Source organism: Streptomyces sp. 2131.1 (genome assembly GCF_900105515.1).
Lineage (GTDB): Bacteria > Actinomycetota > Actinomycetes > Streptomycetales > Streptomycetaceae > Streptomyces > Streptomyces drozdowiczii.
Window position 1 is genome coordinate 2,999,031 of sequence record NZ_FNSY01000001.1, and the last position, 15,453, is coordinate 3,014,483.

Annotated in this window: 18 protein-coding genes and 1 pseudogene; 7 read left to right on the top strand and 12 right to left on the bottom strand. The window is 73.6% G+C overall.

The genetic code is table 11. The features are described 5' to 3' along the window. The first annotated feature begins 96 nt into the window (after positions 1–96). Positions 97–852 (top strand): SIS domain-containing protein, encoded by a 756-nt coding sequence (locus BLW14_RS13420; RefSeq protein WP_093707420.1) that lies wholly within the window; start codon positions 97–99, stop codon positions 850–852. Positions 853–918: 66 nt separating this feature from the next. Here the strand turns inward: BLW14_RS13420 and BLW14_RS13425 are convergent, their stop codons facing one another. Together BLW14_RS13425 and pdxH are read right to left on the bottom strand one after the other, a co-directional pair. Next, complete coding sequence (locus BLW14_RS13425; RefSeq protein ID WP_093707422.1) at positions 919–2,271, bottom strand: PAS domain S-box protein; 1,353 nt, start codon at positions 2,269–2,271, stop codon at positions 919–921. Between the two features lie 363 nt (positions 2,272–2,634). Continuing rightward, complete coding sequence (pdxH, locus tag BLW14_RS13430) at positions 2,635–3,270, bottom strand: pyridoxamine 5'-phosphate oxidase (protein WP_093710716.1); 636 nt, start codon at positions 3,268–3,270, stop codon at positions 2,635–2,637. Positions 3,271–3,483: 213 nt separating this feature from the next. Here pdxH and BLW14_RS13435 point away from each other — a divergent pair, with 213 nt between their 5' ends. Beyond that, positions 3,484–4,593 (top strand): citrate synthase 2, encoded by a 1,110-nt coding sequence (locus tag BLW14_RS13435; protein ID WP_093707424.1) that lies wholly within the window; start codon positions 3,484–3,486, stop codon positions 4,591–4,593. Positions 4,594–4,619: 26 nt separating this feature from the next. On the opposite strand, the gene BLW14_RS13440 is transcribed toward BLW14_RS13435, so the two are convergent. Then, positions 4,620–5,165 carry a GNAT family N-acetyltransferase gene (locus BLW14_RS13440; protein ID WP_093707426.1) on the bottom strand — a complete coding sequence of 182 codons (546 nt, stop codon included), beginning with the start codon at positions 5,163–5,165 and terminating at the stop codon, positions 4,620–4,622. Positions 5,166–5,274: 109 nt separating this feature from the next. Between BLW14_RS13440 and BLW14_RS13445 the strand changes: the two genes are divergently transcribed. Beyond that, positions 5,275–5,847, top strand: coding sequence for a DcrB/PsbP domain-containing protein (locus BLW14_RS13445; protein ID WP_256332765.1), 573 nt, complete (start codon positions 5,275–5,277; stop codon positions 5,845–5,847). 25 nt (positions 5,848–5,872) lie between these two features. On the opposite strand, the gene BLW14_RS13450 is transcribed toward BLW14_RS13445, so the two are convergent. From BLW14_RS13450 to BLW14_RS13460, 3 genes are all read right to left on the bottom strand, one after another. Next, entirely contained in the window at positions 5,873–6,469 is a 597-nt protein-coding gene (locus tag BLW14_RS13450) for a TetR/AcrR family transcriptional regulator (RefSeq protein WP_093707428.1), read from the bottom strand. Further along, positions 6,457–7,194, bottom strand: coding sequence for an enoyl-CoA hydratase family protein (locus BLW14_RS13455; protein ID WP_093707430.1), 738 nt, complete (start codon positions 7,192–7,194; stop codon positions 6,457–6,459). Before BLW14_RS13455 ends, BLW14_RS13450 begins: the two co-directional genes overlap by 13 nt. Before the next feature lie 104 nt (positions 7,195–7,298). Beyond that, a complete protein-coding gene (locus BLW14_RS13460; protein ID WP_093707432.1) occupies positions 7,299–8,156 on the bottom strand; it encodes a class I SAM-dependent methyltransferase in 858 nt (285 codons plus the stop codon). A 137-nt stretch (positions 8,157–8,293) separates the two neighbouring features. On the opposite strand from BLW14_RS13460, the gene BLW14_RS13465 reads away from it, so the two are divergent. After that, complete coding sequence (locus tag BLW14_RS13465) at positions 8,294–8,878, top strand: TetR/AcrR family transcriptional regulator (RefSeq protein ID WP_093707434.1); 585 nt, start codon at positions 8,294–8,296, stop codon at positions 8,876–8,878. A 4-nt stretch (positions 8,879–8,882) separates the two neighbouring features. On the opposite strand, the gene BLW14_RS13470 is transcribed toward BLW14_RS13465, so the two are convergent. The 3 genes and pseudogenes from BLW14_RS13470 to BLW14_RS13480 all read right to left on the bottom strand — a co-directional run bounded on the left by BLW14_RS13470 (position 8,883) and on the right by BLW14_RS13480 (position 10,713). Then, positions 8,883–9,380, bottom strand: coding sequence for a cupin domain-containing protein (locus BLW14_RS13470; RefSeq protein ID WP_093707436.1), 498 nt, complete (start codon positions 9,378–9,380; stop codon positions 8,883–8,885). A 104-nt stretch (positions 9,381–9,484) separates the two neighbouring features. Then, positions 9,485–9,640, bottom strand: a pseudogene (locus BLW14_RS13475) (aminoglycoside phosphotransferase family protein); the annotation flags it as partial. 95 nt (positions 9,641–9,735) lie between these two features. Then, positions 9,736–10,713: an SDR family NAD(P)-dependent oxidoreductase gene (locus BLW14_RS13480; RefSeq protein ID WP_093707438.1), complete on the bottom strand. Its 978-nt coding sequence runs from the start codon at positions 10,711–10,713 to the stop codon at positions 9,736–9,738. Positions 10,714–10,889: 176 nt separating this feature from the next. Between BLW14_RS13480 and BLW14_RS13485 the strand changes: the two genes are divergently transcribed. Continuing rightward, positions 10,890–11,885, top strand: a complete 996-nt coding sequence (locus BLW14_RS13485; RefSeq protein ID WP_093707440.1) for an AraC family transcriptional regulator — start codon at positions 10,890–10,892, stop codon at positions 11,883–11,885. Positions 11,886–12,013: 128 nt separating this feature from the next. After that, on the top strand, positions 12,014–12,430 hold the full coding sequence (locus BLW14_RS13490; protein WP_093707442.1) for a peptidoglycan-binding domain-containing protein: 417 nt from the start codon (positions 12,014–12,016) through the stop codon (positions 12,428–12,430). Between the two features lie 79 nt (positions 12,431–12,509). Here BLW14_RS13490 and BLW14_RS13495 read toward each other — a convergent pair whose 3' ends face one another. From BLW14_RS13495 to BLW14_RS13505, 3 genes are all read right to left on the bottom strand, one after another. Beyond that, the gene (locus BLW14_RS13495; RefSeq protein ID WP_256332766.1) at positions 12,510–13,064 is read right to left on the bottom strand and encodes a GNAT family N-acetyltransferase; all 555 of its coding nucleotides are present in this window, start codon (positions 13,062–13,064) and stop codon (positions 12,510–12,512) included. Positions 13,065–13,104: 40 nt separating this feature from the next. Next, a complete protein-coding gene (locus tag BLW14_RS13500) occupies positions 13,105–13,839 on the bottom strand; it encodes a dienelactone hydrolase family protein (protein ID WP_093707446.1) in 735 nt (244 codons plus the stop codon). A gap of 141 nt (positions 13,840–13,980) precedes the next feature. After that, positions 13,981–14,577, bottom strand: coding sequence for a CGNR zinc finger domain-containing protein (locus BLW14_RS13505; protein WP_093707448.1), 597 nt, complete (start codon positions 14,575–14,577; stop codon positions 13,981–13,983). A gap of 132 nt (positions 14,578–14,709) precedes the next feature. Here BLW14_RS13505 and BLW14_RS13510 point away from each other — a divergent pair, with 132 nt between their 5' ends. Further along, on the top strand, positions 14,710–15,450 hold the full coding sequence (locus tag BLW14_RS13510) for a metallophosphoesterase (protein ID WP_093707450.1): 741 nt from the start codon (positions 14,710–14,712) through the stop codon (positions 15,448–15,450). The last annotated feature ends 3 nt before the right edge of the window (positions 15,451–15,453 follow it).

Here is a 15,453-nt window from a genome sequence, read left to right on the forward strand (position 1 = left end):
TCCTGCGGTATTGACATGTCACTGGTCCAGACCGCAACGTGATCGGCGGTACGGACGCCCCATGGACATCTCACCCCGCCGGAAAGGTCCTCCCCGATGAGCGAAAGCAAGCTGGCCGATCAGTTCTTCGATGCGGCGATCGGCCTGCTGGGGAGGGTGCGCGACGAGGAGGCCGGCAACATCGCGGCCGCCGGTGCCGCGATCGCCGACACCGTCGAGGCCGGCGGCCGGCTCTTCGCCTTCGGCGCCGGGCACTCCTCGCTCGCCGCGCAGGACGTCGTCTACCGCGCGGGCGGGCTCGCCCTGATGAACCTGATGGCCATCCCCGGCACCCTCGGCGTCGACGTCATGCCCGCCACCCTCGGCTCGGCCCTGGAGCGCGTGGACGGCCTCGCGGGCGCGGTCCTCGACTCCAGCCCCGCGAAGTCCGGCGACGTGCTCGTGATCATCTCGCTCTCCGGCCGCAACGCCCTGCCCGTCGAGATGGCGCTCAACGCCCGCGCGCTGGGCCTGAAGGTCATCGGCGTCACCTCGGTCGCGTACGCGGAGGAGACCCGGTCCCGGCACAGCTCGGGCGGCTTCCTGCGGGACCACTGCGACATCGTCCTCGACAGCAAGATCGCGATCGGCGACGCGGAGCTGGAGGTGGACGGCATCGAGGCACCGTTCGCGCCCGCGTCGACCGTGGTCACCAGCGCGATCATGCAGGGCATGATGGCCGCGGCGGCTGAACGCCTGCTGGAGCGCGGCATCGAACCGCCGCTGCTGCGGTCCGGGAACGTCGACGGCGGCCACGAGTGGAACGGGCGCGTGATGACGCAGTACGCGGACCGGATCTTCTACCGGCACTGAGTCGTACGGGCCCGCACGCCGTCCCGGTCCGGAGGGGCGCCGTTCCGCGCGGCGACGGTTCCGTCATCAATCGCCGGACGGGCCGGGACCGCCGCCGGACGGGCCCGACAGGTGCAGGTCCACCGAGGCCGCCACCCGGGCGGCCACGCTCTCCGCGTACATCGCGTCCGGGCGTTCGAACGCGGCGCGGTGGGCCGAGCGCAGGAACGTCACCACACCCAGCGTCCGCCCCCGGCTCCGCAGCACCGTGCACAGCGCGTGCACCGCGTCCGGCGGCCACTGCCGCTGCCGCGCCCACTCGCCGTCCGTACGCCCCGCCCCCGCCGAGGTACGCACCGAACCCGTCCGCTCCACCGCCTGGAGGGCCGGGTGCCCCGGCGCGTACCGCAGCGGGATGGCACCGCCGGCCACCGGCAGGCAGGGGCCCGGCGCGTCGGCCGGGGTGGCGGCGGCCCGGACCAGCCGCTCCCCCGCCGCCAGGTCCACCACCACGTGATCGGCGAACCCGGCCAGCGCGAAGTCCAGCGACGACGTGGCCGCCTCCATCGGGTCCTCGCACTCGGCGGCCGACCTCGCGGCGCGGTGCAGCTGGTTCGACCGGAAACGCAGCCGGTCCGCCTCCTGGGCCGCGAGCTTCGCCGCCGTCACGTCCTGGAAGACCCAGCCCGCGCCCAGCGGCACCGGCTCCTCGGTGAGCGGCGAGGCCAGCCGCAGGAATCCGCTCCGCCAGCACCGGCGGCGGGCCCCCTCACCGCCGCGCAGGGTCACCCACAGCTCGGCGGACGCGTCGGGCGCCCCCTCGGCCAGGACGTGCTGGAGCGCGCCCTCCAGCTCCTCCACCCCTTCGGCGATCACCTCGCCGAGCGGCCGTCCGAGGAGCGTCGTACGACCACCGCCCAGGGCGCGGGCCGCGTACGCGTTGACGACGGTCGGCCGCAGGTCCACGTCGACCAGGACGACGCCCCAGGAGGCGTCCTCGAACAGCGCCTCGCTGAGCGCGATGGCCCGTTCCAGGTCGATCTGCGCGTGGACCTCGCTGAACGCGCAGTACACCCCGGCGGGCCTGCCGTCCGCGCCCCGCACCCCGGCGGACTGCGTACGGACGAGGACGCGCCCGCCGTCCTTTCGCAGCAGCGCGAACTCGTGCACCTGCCGCCCCGGCGCCCCCATGACGGCCATCAGCCGCCCCTGCACCTCGTCCGCGTCGGCCCGGCGCACCGCCCACCCGGCGAGCCCGGCCCGCCCGACGGCCTCCTCGGCGGACCAGCCGAGAACGCGCTCCGCCTCACGGTTCCAGTGAGTGACGGCCCCGTCCGCGTCGAAGGCGCAGAGCGCCGCGTCCATCCCGTCGAGGAGAGCCGCGAGCAGCTCCGCCCCGGGAATGGCACCGGCCGTCCCCCTGCTCGTGGAAGCGCTCATCCCGAACCCCCTGCGAGACGTGTCCGCAATAGCCGCACGTCAGACCATTGAACTCGAACGTGACCCAGCCCACAGCGAGTTCCCCGAAATCAATCCTCCGATTAATTCGGTTGTGCGGGCCCGGAGGCGGTTCCTAAGCTGTCCGTACACGTTGAAAGGAGGTGATCCGAAAAGTGCAGTCTTATCGGATTCGTGAGGTGGCTGCGGGCTGACAGCCCGTCGTCGCACATCGTGCACCTCGGCGGACTGTCTGCCGAAACCCAAGCAGTCACCGACCCGCAGGCTCGCCGGTAAGTCCGGCCGGCTCCTCCGCAAGGAGGGACCAGAGCCTGCGGGTTCTGCTTTTCTCAGGCCCCGTGAGGCTTACGGGCACAGCCGCTCCACGCGCCACCCGGTGTCCTTGCCGCCCTCGCGGACGTACCGCAGCCGGTCGTGGAGGCGGTTCTCGTGGCCCTGCCAGAACTCGATCGTGTCGGGGACGACGCGGAAGCCGCCCCAGTGCGGGGGCGCCGGGACCTTCGCGCCCTCCGGGTAGCGGGCCGACAACTCCTCGTAGCGTGCGGTCAGCTCCTCGCGGCTGCCGATCACCGCCGACTGGTCGCTCGCCCAGGCGCCGAGCTGGGAGCCGTGCGGGCGGGTGCGGAAGTAGCCGGCGGTCTCCTCGCGGGCGACGCGGGCGGCGGTGCCGGTGACGATGACCTGGCGGGCCAGCGGGTGCCAGGGGAAGAGCAGCGAGACGTACGGGTTGGCCGTCAGCTCGCGGCCCTTGCGGGAGCCGTAGTTGGTGAAGAAGACGAAGCCCCGGGTGTCGTACATCTTCAGCAGGACCGTACGGGAGGAGGGGCGGCCCTCGGGGGTCGCGGTGGAGACCACCATGGCGTTCGGCTCGTGGAGCATGCCGCCGGCGGCGACCTGCCGGAACCACGCGGCGAACTGGTCCATCGGGTCGGCGGCGAGCGAGTCCTCCGTGAAGGACTCGGAACGGTACTGCTCGCGCATCGCGGCCGGATCGGTGGTGGAATCGAAGGAGGAGTCTGCGGTGGGCACGGGGCCATCCTGCCGCAGCGGCCGGACGGGCAGGTGGTCCGCCCGCCGTTGCACGGGGCACGGGTGGCTGTGCGGGATGTCACCTTCCCGGCCCCGGTGGAACCCGCCAGTATCGGGGGTGGGCCTCCGGGCCCGCCGCAGCCGTCGATCCGAGGGAGCCGCCTGATGTCCGACTTCGTACCCGGACTCGAAGGAGTCGTCGCGTTCGAGACGGAAATCGCCGAACCCGACAAGGAAGGCGGTTCGCTCCGGTACCGGGGCGTCGACATCGAGGAACTCGTCGGTCACGTCTCGTTCGGCCATGTGTGGGGGCTGCTGGTCGACGGGGCCTTCAAACCCGGTCTGCCGCCGGCCGAGCCGTTCCCGATCCCGGTGCACTCCGGTGACATCCGGGTCGACGTGCAGGCCGCGCTGGCGATGCTCGCGCCGGTGTGGGGCCTGAAACCGCTGCTGGACATCGACGCGGAGACCGCCCGCGAGAACCTGGCGCGGGCCGCCGTCATGGCGCTGTCGTACGTGGCGCAGTCGGCGCGCGGACAGGGCCTGCCGATGGTCCCGCAGCGCGAGATCGACAAGGCGGAGTCCGTCGTGGAGCGGTTCATGATCCGCTGGCGCGGCGAGCCCGACCCGCGCCATGTGAAGGCCGTCGACGCGTACTGGACGTCCGCCGCCGAGCACGGCATGAACGCCTCCACGTTCACCGCCCGGGTCATCGCCTCCACCGGCGCCGACGTGGCCGCCGCGCTGTCCGGCGCGGTGGGCGCCATGTCGGGCCCGCTGCACGGCGGCGCCCCGTCCCGGGTACTCGGCATGATCGAGGAGATCGAGCGGACCGGCGACGCCACGGCGTACGTGAAGAAGGCCCTGGACCGGGGCGAGCGGCTGATGGGATTCGGCCACCGCGTCTACCGGGCCGAGGACCCGCGCGCCCGGGTGCTGCGGCGTACCGCCGAGGAGCTGGGCGCGCCCCGCTACGAGGTGGCGCGGGCGCTGGAGAAGGCCGCGCTGGAGGAGCTGCACGCGCGCCGCCCGGACCGGGTCCTGGCGACGAACGTGGAGTTCTGGGCGGCGATCATGCTGGACTTCGCCGAGGTCCCGGCGCACATGTTCACGTCGATGTTCACGTGTGCCCGTACGGCGGGCTGGTCGGCGCACATCCTGGAGCAGAAGCGGACGGGTCGCCTGGTGCGCCCGTCGGCCCGTTACGTGGGCCCGGGGCCGCGCAGCCCGCGCGAGATCGACGGGTTCGACGAGCTGGCGGACCTGGGGAACTGAGCGGGCGGCGTCCGGCGCCCTCCGGGTCAGGCGCGGTCGAGCGCCCAGGTCTGGAGGGCGTACGGGCGCCCCTTCTCCTCGCCCTCGATGAGGGGGACGCCGAGCAGCCGGAAGCCGGTCGCGGTGGCGACGGCGACGCTGGCCGCGTTCTCCGGTTCCAGCTCCAGGATGACCCGTTCCGCGTCCAGCTCCTCGAAGGCGTACGCGGCCATCACGCGCACCGCCCGGCCGGCGAGCCCCTGCCCGCGGTGGGCGGGGCCGACCGCGTATCCGAGTTCCGTGCCCTCGGGGGCGCGCCGCAGCATGACCTCGCCGAGCGGGGCCCCGCCGTCCAGGGTGATCGCGAGCAGGACGGCCGTGCCGTCGGCCCGCAGCTGCCGGGCCCTGTCGAGCCGTGCGCGGGCGGCGGCGTCGTCGAACGGGGAGACGATCGGCGTCCAGTACGCGATGTCCGGGTGGTCGAACAGCTCCGGCATCGCGGCGAGGTCGTCCTCGGTCCAGTCGCGCAGTACGAGCCCTTCGCCCGTGAGTTCGACGTGCTCGGGAAAGGGGGGCGTGGCGCTGCTGCTCATGCTGCGGACCCTATCCGTGCGTTCCCCTGACACCAAGGCGTTTCCTGCGCCACACTCTGGCTCCCGGACCGTGACAGACCGGTCCGTACCAGGGGAAGACGGGGCGCACATGCTCGACGACATGCGGCAGTTGGGGAAGTTCGTACGAAGACGGGACGTGCTCAGGTACGGCGGGATCGGCCTGATCACGGTCGCCCTGGCGGCCTGCGGCCGGGACAAAAACTCCGACGGTCCGACGGATGCCCCCGGGGCGGAGGGCCGCCCGGCCCCCGGGCCGTCGGTGACCGGGGCGGCGGTCGCGGCCTTCGCGCGCGGCACCTGGAACCTCTCGTACGAGCCGCAGGGGCAGGCCAACTACGAGTACAGGCGGATCGAGATCACGGGGAACCGCTGGAGCCTGGACGGGGACGACGAGAGCGGCTCGTTCGAGGTCGCCGGGAGCGGTCTCGTGGTCCGCATGGACGGCCGGGACACGGACAACGTCTGGGCCGCTTCCGGCCTGCCCGCCGCGGTCGGCGACGAGGCCGCGCTCACCCTCCAGTGGGGCCATGACACGGAGTCGGGCCTCGATGACGGCCTTCCGCCGGACACGACACCGGACCCGCTGCCGGTGGTGTGGGACGGGAAGACGCTGCGGATCCGTACGAAGGACGGCTTGCGTATCACGGCGGTACGGGCCTGAGCGGCTTGCCTCGGCCCGGCGCCGCTCAGCCCAGCGCCTCGTCCAGGAGCTCCGCCCATTGGGCGACCACCTTGCGGCGGCGGGCGGTGTCGTCGGTGAGGACGTTGGCGAGGCCGAGTCCGCGGGCCATGTCGAGCAGCCCCTGCACGGTCTCGCGGACGCCGGGCCTGGTCTCGTCGGCGCGCAGGAGGTTGACGGCGATGCGGTGGGTCTCGCGGCCGACGCGCGCCTCCAGCTCCGTGACGCGCGGGCGCAGTTGCTCCTCGTTGGAGGCGGCGACCCAGAGCTGGAGGGCGGCGCGGAAGAGGGGCCCGGTGTAGAGGTCGACCAGGGCGGCGACGACGGCGGCGCGGTCCTGGTCGGGGACGGCGCGCAGGGCGGCGGAGCGTTCCTCGGCGACGTACTCGACGGCGGCGGTGAACAGGTCCTCGCGGGTCGGGAAGTGGTGCTGGGCCGCGCCGCGCGAGACGCCGGCCCGTTCGGCGACGACGGCGACGGTGGACCCGGCCCAGCCGTGTTCGGCGAGGCAGGCGACCGCGGCCTCCAGGAGGCGCCGGCGGGTGGCGCGGCTGCGGTCCTGTTTGGGGCCGGGGCTGCTGCCGCCCGGAGTCACAACACCCATGCGGGGTCCCGTCGTTCGAGGAAGGCCGTCATCCCCTCCCGGGCCTCGTCGGAGGCGAAGAGGCGGGCGGAGCGGGCGATGAGGTCTTCGGCGTGCTGGTCGAAACTCTGCAGCACAGTAGCCGTGACCAGCGCCTTGGAGGCCGCCAGCCCCTGCGGCGAGGCCCGGCGCAGCCCGTCGAGTACGGGCGCGAGCGCGTCGTCGACGTCCTCGGCGGCCAGGGTGACCAGCCCGATCCGCTCGGCCTCCTCCACGTCGAAGCGCTCGCCGGTCAGGTAGTACCGCCCGGCGGCCCGGGGGTCGATGCGCGGGATGAGCGGCATCGAGATGACGGCGGGCGCGAGCCCGAGCCGTGACTCGGTGAGCGCGAAGGACGCCCCGAAGCCGGCGACCGCGATGTCGCACGCCCCCAGCAGCCCGAGCCCCCCGGCCCGGACGTGCCCGGTGACCCGGGCGACGACGGGCTTCGGCAGGGCGACGATCCGCCGCATGAGGGCGACGAACGCGTGCGGATCGGCCGGGGCGCGGAGGTCGGCGCCCGCGCAGAAGGTGGTGCCGGTGTGGGTGAGCACGACGGCCCGCACGGAGGCGTCGCCCGCGCACGCCTCCAGCGCGTCGGCCAGCTCGGCGACGAGCCCCGCACTGAGGGCGTTGCGGTTGGCGGGCGAGTCGAGCGTGAGGGTGGTGACGCCGCGGTCGTGGACGGGCGGTGCGAGGTGACTCATCCGCGTGCTCTCCTTCTCGGCCGGCATGTGGGGACGAGGGTGGCACCGAGGGCAAGAACAATCAAGCGTGCTTGCATGATTTTGGGTTGCCGGCATCCGTGAGGCTAGTCGGCGGCGTGCGCGCGGTCCGCGGTGACCAGCCACGACGTGCTGCGCAGCCGGACCGCACCGTCCGCCGCCTCGTGGGTGCGGAGGTGGTCCGCAAGGGCTTCGCGGGCGCGGGTGCGGGACGTGGCGTCGGCCTGCTGCATCAGGTGGCGGCCGGGGCCCGTGCCCAGCAGGAAGTCCGCCGCGTCCTCGGCGTCCGTGCCCCAGGTCCCGTACGCCTGGTCCTCGTCGACGGCGATACGGGAGAAGCCCGCCGCCGTGAGGATCTCGCGGACGCGGTCCGGGGCGGACAAGGAGAACATGCCCGGCAGTCCGGGCCGGCCGAAGTCGCCGACCGGAAGGAAGTCGCGGAGGGTGGCCATCGCCGTCACCCAGTCGTTGAGCGCGGCGTCGGCCGGGCAGACGAAGGCGAGGCGCCCGCCGGGGCGCAGGGAGCGGGCGACGTTGCCGAAGGCCGCTTCGGGGTCGGCGAAGAACATCACCCCGTAGCGGCTGATCGCCGAGTCGAACGTGCCCGGCTCCAGGGGGTGCGTCTGGGCGTCGCCCCGTATGAAGGTCGCGTTGCCGACGCCCTCCCGCTCCGCGCACGCCCGCGCCTCGGCCAGCATCGGCCCGGACAGGTCGAGGCCCGTCGCGCTCCCCCGGGGCGCCCGGAGGGCGGCGAGGCGTGTGGTCTGCCCGGTGCCGCAGCCGAGGTCGAGGGTGCGGTGGCCCTCGGTGATGCGGGCGGCGTCGAGGAGGGGGCCGTTGAAGCCGCCGTTGACGGCGTTCCAGCGGTCCTGGTTGCGGGCCCAGTGGGTGCCTTCGGGGCCGTTCCACGCCTGCGCCTGCTCGGTGTTGACGATCTCGGACATGGGTGCCTCCTGGGGTGGGCGCCGGGAATGGGCGTAGGCCCAAACAGTATGGGCGTGCGCCCAAACCCGCAATCCCGGTTACCATCCACAGCGGTCGCGCCCACGAGGGGCGGAGCCGACGGAACGGAAGAAGGCCCATGTCACCGCGTGGAGTGGCGACGCCGGACGTGCGCGAGCGGCTGTTCGCGGCGGCCGAGCGCGTCGTGGAGAGGGACGGGCCCGGCGCGCTGACCAGCCGGGCCGTCACGACGGAGGCGGGCTGCGCCAAAGGGCTTCTGCACACGCACTTCGCGGGGCTCGACGAGTTCGTGGCGGAGCTGTGCCTGGACCGGTTCGCCCGCACGGCCGCCAAGGCCCGGGCGCTGCCGGAACTCGCCGGGCAGGGCACCGTGCCGGAGAACCTGGAGGCCGTCGTCCTCGCCCTGTTCGCTTCCGGCGGCCCCGCGATCTCGGGCCTCGCCATGACCCGCCCCGCCGCCACGATCCGCGTCCGCGAGGCCCTGGAGGCCGGCGCCCCGGGCTTCACGGCGATCCAGGAGGCGATCACGGACTACCTCGTGGACGAGCAGGGCCGGGGCAGGGTGCCGTCGGCGGTGGACGCCCCCACGGCCGCCCTCGCGCTCGTCGGCACCGCGCACCACCTCCTGATGACGACCTGGCCGGGCGCCCCGGACCCCCGGCCGGCGATGACACGGCTGGTGGCGGCGCTGGTGGTGGGCTGAGGAGCTACGGCGTGTCCGGAAAGTCCTCCACGAAGTAGCTGTCGTGGCGGATGCGGAACTCCTTGAGCTCCTCCCCTCCCCGCTGTGCCATCTCCGCGACCTGCTCGAAGTACTCCTCGCGCGGCCCGCCCGGGGTGAAGAGGAGGAGCATCGACGCGGGGTCCGGGGAGGCGTTCCTGAAGGCGTGCAGGCCGCCCACGGGCACGTACAGGAAGTCGCCCGGACGGCACGTGACCCAGCGCTCGCCGTCGAAGATGGTCACCTCGCCGTCGAGGACGTAGAACGACTCCGAGATGGCGCGGTGGAAGTGGGTGCTGGGCCCGGGCGCCTTCGGCCCCATCTCCACCTTGTAGAGGCCGAATTCGCCGTCCGTCCGGGCCCCGGTCGCCAGGTAGTGCGTGGCGCCGTTGGCCGACGAGATCTCGGGCGGCGCGCTCACGGGCCGGTAGGTGGCGTTGATCTCGCCCTTCTCACCGAGGTAACGGGGTTCGGGGTACGACATGGCTGCTCCCGCTCGTAGGGCGGCACGCCTTCGGTACGGCGCGCCGGGCATACGTAGACCGTGCTCCCTCAAGCTTGGTTGAGGTCAAGCGCGGGCCGGCCGCCGCGCCACAGCACCTCCGGCGTCGGGACCGGCGCCGCGGCCATCGCCGCCGCCTCGGCCCCGATCCGCGCCGGGTCGGCGTCCACCTTCAGGAGCATGTCACCGACGCGCAGGGTCGTGCGCTCGGAGTGGGCGACGACGACCTCGACCTCATCCATGGCGCCCAGTGTTCCGGTCAACGACCGTGGGCCGCAGCCGGTTTGTCCGCGCGGCCCGCCTCGGCCCCGACTGGAACCCCTACCGCCCCCTCGCGTCACCGCCCGAGCGGCCCCGCCCCCGTCGCCGCGACGGACAGCTCCCACAGCCGCGCCGCACCCTCGGGATCGACCGCGTACGCACGGACGCCCCCTTCGTCCATGGGCGTACCCGGCGCGGAGACGGAGGCGATCTCGCAGTCCTCCAGATAGACCCCGCCCCGGTCCGCCAGCAGTGGCGAGGTGGCCGCCCACAGACCGGTCGCGGCTCCCTGCGAGGCCGCCTTGAAGCCCTCGCCGACCACGTTGCCGTGCGCGTCCACCCAGCCCAGGTCGATCTGCTCCTGGAGCTCCATCTCCCGTTGCAGCCCGGTGATGATCTTGCCGGGGTGCAGCGGGAAGGCCCGGACGCCGTCCTCGCGGCCGAGGGCGTCGAGGTGGACGGCGAAGAGCACGTTGGCCGTCTTGGACTGGCCGTACGCCGCCCACTTGTCGTATCCGGTACGGAAGTGCGGGTCGTGCCACCGGATGTCGGTGAGCGTGTGGCCGGCGGAGCTGTTCACGACGACGCGGGCGCCGTCGGGGGCGGCGGCGAGCAGCGGGTACAGCTCGCAGGCGAGGACGAAGTGCCCGAAGTGGTTGGTCGCGAGCTGGCTCTCCCAGCCGGGCCCGACGCGCCGTTCCGGGGTGGCCATGACACCGGCGACCGCCATCAGCAGGTCGAGCCGGGGCAGCGCCTCGCGGATGTGCGCGGCCGCCGCCCGTACGGTCCCGGGGTCGGCCAGGTCCATGGGGACGACCTCGGTGTCGCCGGGCACGTCGGCGAGGGCGGCGCGGGCGACATCGGGTCGCCGCGCCGGGACGACCACCCGTGCCCCGGCGGCCGCGAGCGCCCGGGTCGTTTCGAGGCCGAGCCCGGAGTAGCCCCCGGTCACGACGGCGTTCCGGCCGGAGAGGCCGCGCCCGGCGGTGACCTCGTCGGCGGTGGTGGCGGCGGAGAAGGGCGAGCCGAGCGGCTGCTGATCGGTGCGGTTCATGACGGCGACGGTACGAGCTGGAGTGCGCTCCAGCTCAAGTCCGGCATTCGGGACCGCCCACGACACGCCGGGCGCCCGCCCCCGATCTCCTTGCCGCACCGCACACCGCAACCGCACAGTTGTGCGGCTCCGCACGGGCGGGGCGTCGGGGAGCGGTACGGCAACGGGGGCTGGCGATGACGGTCGACACGCTGGAACAGGGGAACGGCAGAGCGGAGCCGGTGCGGATCTACGAGGGACGGGACATCGAGGAGATGCGCCAGGTCGTCGGAGGGCGGCTGTCCCCGCACCGGCTGACCGTGCTGGGGGCGCAGCGGACGCCGAGCAGGTTCCGCGCCTTCCACGAGGGGGCCGTGGGGCTGTACGACCTTGTCTACGGCGCCCCGGTGCGGCTGCTGGTGCAGGAGCTGCCCGACTTCTACAACGTCGTCCTGCCGCAGGCGGGCGCGGGGCTGCTGGTCGTCAACGGCACCGCCCTGCCGTCCCCGTTGTGCGTGGCGGGGCCGGGGGACGTGGTCTCCATGGACTGGGACCACCGGGCGGTCAACGGGTCGCTCGCCATGTCCCGGGCCGTCGTCGACGAGGTGACCTCGGTGCGCCTCGGCGACGTACCGCGGGAGCCACTGCGCTTCCGCCGGCCGCATCTGGACCGGGCGGACCCGGCCGTACGCTCCTGGCTGGCGCTCGTCGGCGCTTTCCGGCAGTTCCTGCTTTCGCCGCTGGCGCTCCGGCCCGGCCCGGGCGTACGGCACTTCGAACGCCTCCTGGTCGACACCCTGCTCGACGTACACGTCCATTCCTGGAACGACGAGGTGCCCGGCCTCGGCACCACGATGCTGCCGAGCGCCCTGCGCCGGGCGACGGAGTACTGCGCGGACCACGCCCACGAGCCCGTCTCGGTCTCCGACATCGCGCAGGCCGCGCGCGTGGGCGTACGGACGCTGCGCGAGGGCTTCCGTACGCACCTGGACACCACGCCCCTGGCGTACCTGCGCAGGGTCCGGCTCGACCGCGTCCACCACGACCTGACGGCCCTCGCCGCGGGCCGCGCCACCGGATCGGTCACCGAGGTCGCCTGCCGTTGGGGCTTCACGCACCTCGGCCGCTTCAGCGCGGACTACCGGCGGGTGTACGGGCGGCTGCCGTCGGATACGGCGAAGGGGCGGCGCTGACTATCCGCAAACGCGGCCGGCTCCCGCCCCCGAAGCGGATAGTGCGCGGGGGCCGCCCGGGCGAGTCTGGATCCCGACGGGGGCCCATGCCGCCGTCGGGACCGAACGACGAAGGGACCACAGTCTCCATGGCTACCAAGACCGGCAAGGGCCGACGCAGCGGTGTCCTCGCGAAGATGGCGGGCGTGACCGCCGGGCTCGCGCTCCTAACCGTCGGCACGGTCACCCAGGCCCAGGCGTCCACCACCGCCGGCTACATCGGCGACGGCTACGCCAACAACACCCACGGTGTGTGGTGCGTCCAGCACCTCCTGAACGACGTCGCCTCCGACCAGGGCTATGGCCGCCCGCTGTCCGAGGACGGTGTCTGGGGTCCCAACACCCGTGCCTGGGTGCAGTGGTACCAGCGCACCGCCCCGTCCCTCTTCGGTCTCACCGTGGACGGCATCGTGGGGAAGGGGACCGGCGGTTACCTGCTGGTGGAGGGCGACCAGTACTACGGCGGCAAGAACTACTGCTACTCGTACGTGCCGTCGAAGTTCTGACGGGCGCCGCACGGGCCGAAGCCTCTCCGGAGTGCTTCGGCCCGTGCGCCACACCGCGTCCGCCCGGTGGCGGGCCCCGTCAGCGCCCCGTGCCGCGCTCGTCGTCCCAGTCCGGGACCGTCGTGGTGCCCGACTCCCAGTCGCGGCGCAGGATCGCGTACCCCACGGAGTCGTGGACGGTGCCGTCGGCGGACGGCCACGCCTCGCGGTAGTGCGCCTCCTGCACGTATCCGCACCGGCGGAACGTACGCCGCATCGCCGCGTTGTCCTGCCGCGTGTTGCCCTCGACCCGGCGGACCTTCGGGAACTCCTCGAACACGTACCGCGTGAGCCAGGTCAGGGACTGCGCGCCGAGACCGCTCCCCCGGTGCCCGGAGCGGATGCGCAGATCGAAGAGGGGCGCGTTGTCGCACAGGTCCATGAGGCGTACGAAGCCGGCGTGTTCACCGGCCCGCGTGATCCAGAACGACCGGTTGTCGTCGCCCCCGAAGCGGCCCTCGTCGATCCACCGCCGGGCCTCGTCCGGTTCGACGGTGTCACGGCCGTGGAACGGCCAGGTGTCACCGGAGAGGAAGGCGACCAGCTCGTCCGCGTGGGCGGGCCCGAAGAGTTCGTACGTGATCTCTGTGTCCACGGGCGCACTGTAGTGACGCAACCGGAACCCCGGCACCGATTTATTTCCGGTCCCCCTGGGCGGGCAGGCACTCGGCGAGCAGGCCGACGACATCGTGCCAGGCCCGTCGCGCGTGCCGTGGATGGTGGCCGACTCCGGGGGGCGCGGCGTGGTCGACCGGCGGGTGGTGGAAGGCGTGCAGGGCGCCGCCGTAGACCACGAAGCGCCAGTCGACGCCCGCGGACCGCATCTCGGCCGTGAACGCGTCCCGTTGCGCGGGCGCCATGATCGGGTCCTCCGACCCGACCCCGGCCCACACCGGGCAGCGGATGCGCGCGGCCTCGCCCGGCCGGCCGGTGTTCAGTCCGTTGACGGTTCCGATCGCACGCAGGTCGGCACCGTCGCGCCCGAGTTCCAGCGCGATGATGCCGCCGGTGCCGTAGCCGACGGCGGCGATCCGGTCGGGGTCGGTCCTCGGTTCGGCGCGCAGCACGTCGAGCGCCGCGTGGCCGATGCCCCGCATCCGGTCGGGGTCGTCGAGCAGCGGGAGGCAACGGGCCAGCATCTCCTCCGGTTCGCCCAGGTAGCGTCCTCCGTGGAGGTCGAAGGCCAGCGTGACGTAACCGAGTTCGGCCAGCGCGTCGGCCCGGCGGCGCTCGACGTCGCTGAGCCCCATGCCCTCCGGTCCGAGCAGCACGGCGGGCCGACGGCCGGTACCGGCCGGGAGGGCGAGGTGCCCGACCATCGTCAGACCGTCGGCCTGGTACTCGACCGTGCGCGTGGTGAGCGTCGTCATGGGACCGGACGGTAGTGGGCGGCGGGCCCGAGCGGGCCGGGGTTCACCGCCGGCGGAACGGCCGCACGCGGTCCGCGCCACGACGCCTCCCGGGCCGCGACCGCCCGCCGCCCGCTCCGGACGTCCCCGTGGCCGTGGCCGTCAGGCCGGGGCGTCCTCGCCCGCCGCGTGCCGGCGCCGGTAGTGGCGGGCCGCCCGGGCGCGGTTGCCGCAGGACGGTTTGCACCACTCCTGGCGGCCGTGGGTCTTGACGAAGTAGCGCACGCAGCGGGGCGCGGTGCAGGAGCGCAGTTGCGCGCGCTGCGGGCCGGTGAGGAAGTCGATGGCGGCTCGGGCCAGGGCCGCGAGCAGCCGGACGCGCGGATCGTCCTCCGCGGACAGCAGCCCGGCGGCGGGGGTCCCGCCGTCGGGCCAGTCGAGCTGCGGGGCGACGGGTTCGCGCGCCGCGGCCGTGTTGAGGCGGGCCACCGCCTCGTCGGCGGCCATCAGGCGGTGGGCGTCCGCCGGGCTGGGAGGGGCAGGGCTGACCGCTCGGGCGAGCAGGGCGCGGACCGCCTGCCGGAGCCCGACGAGGTCGAGGCGGAGCTGTTCGTCCGCCACGAGGCCACCGGCCGGCAGCTCCTCCTGGTCCTGGAGCCACCGCGTCGCGCCCTGGACCGTGGCGAGGTCGTCGGCGACTCCGCCGTCCCCGTCGTGGCGGATCGTGCTCGCCAGTTCCAGCGCCGGCCAACGCTCCACTTGGCGCCCCTTCCTCTCCCGGTTTCCGGTCACCGCCCACTTGAACGCACCTCTGCGCGCACCCTAAAGTCCCTAACGGCAAAAGACGAAACTTCCGTTAGATCTTGTGGCCCGCCCGGGAGGCGACTGCGCATGACCCTGCTCGCACAGATCAGTGACCTGCACCTGGACGGCAGTACGCGGGCGACCCGCCGCGCCACCCGCGTCATGGACCACCTGCGCGCCCTCCCCCGACCGGTCGACGCGCTCCTGGTCACCGGGGACATCGCCGACCACGGCACGGAGGCCGAGTACGAGGAAGCGGCCCGGATCCTGGCCGCCCCCTTCCCCGTACTGACGTGCCCCGGCAACCACGACGCCCGACCGGCGTACCGCAAGGCCCTCCTCGGGGAGGCGCCCGGCGACGGCCCCGTCAACCGGGTCCATCGCATCGGCGGCACCACCGTCCTCATGTGCGACGCCACCCTCCCGGGCCGCAACGAGGGGCGCCTCGACGCCGGGACGCTGGCCTGGATCGACCGCACGCTCACCGAGCTGCCGCGGGACGCCCCCGCGCTGATCGCCTTCCACCAGCCGCCGGTCGAGCTCCACCACCCGCTGCCCGACTCCTGCATGCTCGAAAACCCGGAGGACCTGGCCGGCCTCCTCGCCGCACACCCGCAGGTCGTCGCCGTCCTGACGGGACACGCCCACACCGCGGCCGTGTCCGCCTTCGCCGGGCGGCCGCTGATCGTCGGGCCGGCGGTCACCTGGACCATGCGCCTGCCCTGGGAGGGCTCCGAGCCCGCGGACCGCGACCAGCCGCCCGGTCTCGCGTTCCACGTGCTGTCCGACGACCACCGCCTGACCACCCACTACCGGGTCGTGCTCTGATCC